Here is a 3737-nt window from a genome sequence, read left to right on the forward strand (position 1 = left end):
GAACTCTCCGTCTACGACGGCATCCCGCACCTGCTCTCCCCCGTCGTCACCGACCCGAAGAAGGCGGTCATCGCCCTCAAATGGGCCGTGCGCGAGATGGAGGAGCGCTACAAGAAGATGTCCAAGATCGGCGTGCGCAACATCGACGGGTTCAATGCCCGGCTCGAGGAGGCGCGCGCCCGCGGCGAGATCCTGACCCGGACCGTGCAGACCGGCTTCGACCGGGAGACGGGCGAGGCGGTGTACGAGCAGGAGGAGATGGACCTGTCGGCGCTGCCCTACATCGTGATCGTGGTCGACGAGATGGCCGACCTGATGATGGTGGCGGGCAAGGAGATCGAGGGGGCGATCCAGCGGCTGGCGCAGATGGCGCGGGCGGCGGGCATCCACCTGATCATGGCGACGCAGCGCCCGAGCGTGGACGTGATCACGGGCACGATCAAGGCGAACTTCCCGACCCGGATCTCCTTCCAGGTGACGAGCAAGATCGACTCGCGCACGATCCTGGGCGAGATGGGCGCCGAGCAGTTGCTGGGCCAGGGCGACATGCTGTTCATGGCAGGGGGCGGGCGCACGACGCGGGTGCACGGGCCGTTCTGCTCGGACAGCGAGGTCGAGAGCGTGGTGGCGCACCTGAAGCGCCAGGGCCGCCCCGCCTATCTCGACGCCGTCACCGCCGACGACGGCTCGGAGGAGGGCGGCAAGGCGGGCAAGGGCGCCCCGGCCGAGCTCGAGATGGACGGCGCCGTGTTCGACCAGGGCTCCTTCGGGGAGGCCGGCGGCGACCTCTACGAGCAGGCCGTCCAGGTGGTGCTGCGGGACAAGAAGGCTTCGACGAGCTACATCCAGCGCCGCCTCCAGATCGGCTACAACCGGGCCGCCTCGCTGATGGAGAAGATGGAGATCGAGGGGATCGTCGGCCCGGCCAACCATGCCGGCAAGCGCGAGATCCTCGTCGAGACCGACGGTCAGGGGATGTGACGAGCGATCACGTTTCGGAGGGGTCGGACGTAGATCGCGATCATCCCGCCGAGGCCGGCGCCGACCTCGCTCCCGACCCTCACCCGAGATCGAACCGGTACAGCGTCGTCGAGGTGAAGCGGGTGCCGGGCCGGAGCACGGCGGAGGGGAAGTCCGGCCGGTTCGGCGCGTCGGGGAAGCCCTGCGTCTCGAAGCAGACCGCGTCGCCCGGGCGGTAGAGGCGCCGGCTCGGCCCGGCGAGCGTCCCGTCGAGGTTGTTCCCCGTGTAGAGCTGCAGCCCCGGCTCCGTGGTCGAGACCTCCAGGCGCCGGCCGCTGCCGGGATCGAGGCAGGTGGCCACGGGGCGCAGGCCCGTGCGGCCGCCGCGCAGCACGAAATTGTGGTCGTAGCCCTTCGCCATCGCCAGTTGCGGCACCGCCTCGCGGATCCGGGCGCCGAGCGCGATCGGCGTCCGGAAGTCGAGGGGCGTTCCCGCGACGGGCTCGACCGCGCCGGTCGGGACCTGCGTGGCGTCGGTCGGGGTGAAGGCGTCCGCCGCGATCGAGACGACGTGGCCGAGCACGTCGCCCGAGCCCTCGCCGGCGAGGTTGAAGTAGCTGTGGTTGGTGAGGTTCAGAACCGTCGGCCGGTCGGTCCAGGCGGCGTAGTCGATCCGCAGGGCGTCATCCTCGGTGAGCGCGTAGGCGACGCTGACGTCGAGGTTGCCCGGGAAACCCTCCTCGCCGTCGCAGGAGCGGTAATGCAGGACGAGCCGGGCGGGCTCCGCCGCCTCGACGGCCCAGATCCGCTTGTCGAACCCGTTCGGGCCGCCGTGCAGGGTGTTCGGGCCGTCATTGAGCGGAAGCCGGTATTCCCGCCCGTCGAGGCTGAAGCGGCCACCCCCGATCCGGTTGGCGTAGCGCCCGGTCAGCGCCCCGAAATGCGGGTTGCGGGCCTCGTAATCGGCGAGGTCGGCCAATCCCAGCACCACGTTGGCGGGCCGACCCGCCCGGTCGGGCACGTCGAGCCGGGTGAGGATGCCGCCGTAATCGAGGATCGCGGCGCGCAGCCGCCCGCGGGCGAGTTCGTAGCGCGTGACGGCGCGTCCGTCGCGGGTGCGGCCGAAGGGTTCGCCTGCCATCGCCGAGCCTCCTCAGGGGAGGGCCGGCATATAGCGCCCGACCGGTCCCCGCTCAGGGAAGGGGCCGCTCACGTCTCGGTGTGGGCGGGCTCGGCATCCGAGAGCTGGAGGCGGTGGAGGCGGGCATAGGTGCCGCCCTCGGCCATCAGCCCGGCATGGGTCCCCGTCTCGACGATGCGGCCGGCCTCCATCACCACGATCCGGTCGGCCTCGCGCACCGTCGAGAGGCGGTGGGCGATGACGAGGGTGGTGCGGCCCCGCATCAGCCGCTCCAGCGCGCCCTGGACGAGGCGCTCCGATTCGGTGTCGAGGGCCGAGGTCGCCTCGTCGAGGAGCAGGATCGGCGCGTCCTTGAGGAAGGCACGGGCCAGCGAGATGCGCTGGCGCTCGCCGCCCGAGAGGCGGCCGCCGCCCGAGCCGACACGGAAATCGTAGCCTTCGGGCAGGCGGGCGATGAAATCGTGGGCCGCCGCGGCCCGGGCGGCCGCCTCGATCTCGGCCCGGCTCGCCCCCGCGCGGCCGAAGCCGATATTGGCCGCCACCGTGTCGTCGAACAGCACCACCTCCTGCGACACCACCGCGATCGCCTCGCGCAGGGACGCGAGGGTGACGGCGCGCACGTCCTGCCCGTCGATCGTCACGCGCCCGCCCGTCGCGTCGTAGAGGCGGGGCACGAGGTTGAGGAGCGAGGACTTGCCCGAGCCGGAGCGCCCGACGAGCGCCGTGGTGCGGCCGGCCGGCACGACGAGGTCGATCCCCTCGAGCGCGGGCATGTCGTCCCGGTAGCGGAAGCGCAGGCCCTCGAAGCGGATCTCGCCCGGCCCCGCCGCCAGCGGCTTCGCGCCCGGCGCCTCGCGGATGCGGGGCGCCTCGTCCATCAGGTCGAAGTAGCGGTGCAGGGCGCCGGCGGCCTCCTGCAGGATCGCGTTGAGGGTGCCGAGCGCCCGGGCCGGCTGCGCGGCGAGGAGGAGGGCGGCCGTGAAGCCCGTGAAGTCGCCGACCGTGCGCTCCCCCGACATCACCCGCTGCCCGACGAGCATCAGCACCGCCGCCACGGCGACGCCGCCGCCGACCTCGAGGAGCGGGTCGAGCCGGCCGCGGGCGTTGGCGGCCTTCATCTTGAGGCGGCGCACCGTCTCGAGCGCCTCCGCGGCACGGCCCTTCAGGTAGCCTTCGAGGGCGTAGGTCTTGGCGATGCGGGCGCCGGCGAGGCTCTCGCTGATCAGGTTCGCGGTCGCGCCCATCTGCTCCTGCGTCGTCGTCGAGACGCGCCGGAGCTTCCGGCCGATCCGGCCGATCGGCCCGGCCACGAAGGGCACCGTCACCGCCGCGACGAGGGTGAGGACCGGGTCCATCCAGATCAGGGCCGCGACGAGGCCGATCAGCATGGCGACGTCCCGCAGGAGCACGGTCGAGATGCGGGTCAGCGCCTCCTTGATGTAGGCGAAATCGGTGGTGAAGCGCTGCGTGAAGGCGGCCGGGCTCTCGCGGGCGAGCTGGGCGAGGTCGGCCTCGATCAGGTGGCCGTAGAGGGCGGCCTGCATGTCGGCCTCGACGCGGGTGACGACCCGGTTCGTCAGGACCGTCTGGCCGAACAGGGCGAAGCCCCGCACCGAGGTCACCGCGATGACGATGA

3 protein-coding genes are annotated in these 3737 nt (G+C 72.1%); 1 reads left to right on the plus strand and 2 read right to left on the minus strand.

Features of this window, described 5'->3' with window-relative positions; all coding sequences use genetic code 11:
- Positions 1-981 (plus strand): FtsK/SpoIIIE domain-containing protein (locus E1J50_RS25630; RefSeq protein WP_281024602.1); only part of this gene is annotated, 981 nt, incomplete at its 5' end.
- A gap of 79 nt (positions 982-1060) precedes the next feature.
- On the opposite strand, the gene E1J50_RS25635 is transcribed toward E1J50_RS25630, so the two are convergent.
- Both E1J50_RS25635 and E1J50_RS25640 read right to left on the minus strand, forming a co-directional pair.
- Positions 1061-2101, minus strand: coding sequence for an aldose epimerase family protein (locus E1J50_RS25635; protein ID WP_132257043.1), 1041 nt, complete (start codon positions 2099-2101; stop codon positions 1061-1063).
- A 68-nt stretch (positions 2102-2169) separates the two neighbouring features.
- The coding region (locus E1J50_RS25640; RefSeq protein ID WP_132257045.1) for an ABC transporter ATP-binding protein at positions 2170-3737 on the minus strand (1568 nt) is incomplete at its 5' end.

This window comes from Methylobacterium segetis, assembly GCF_004348265.1.
Lineage (GTDB): Bacteria > Pseudomonadota > Alphaproteobacteria > Rhizobiales > Beijerinckiaceae > Methylobacterium > Methylobacterium segetis.

Coding starts and splice junctions, on each gene's coding strand:
- E1J50_RS25635 (WP_132257043.1), bottom strand. CDS start 2,101: ATGGCAGGCGAACCCTTCGGCCGCACCCGCGACGGACGCGCCGTCACG.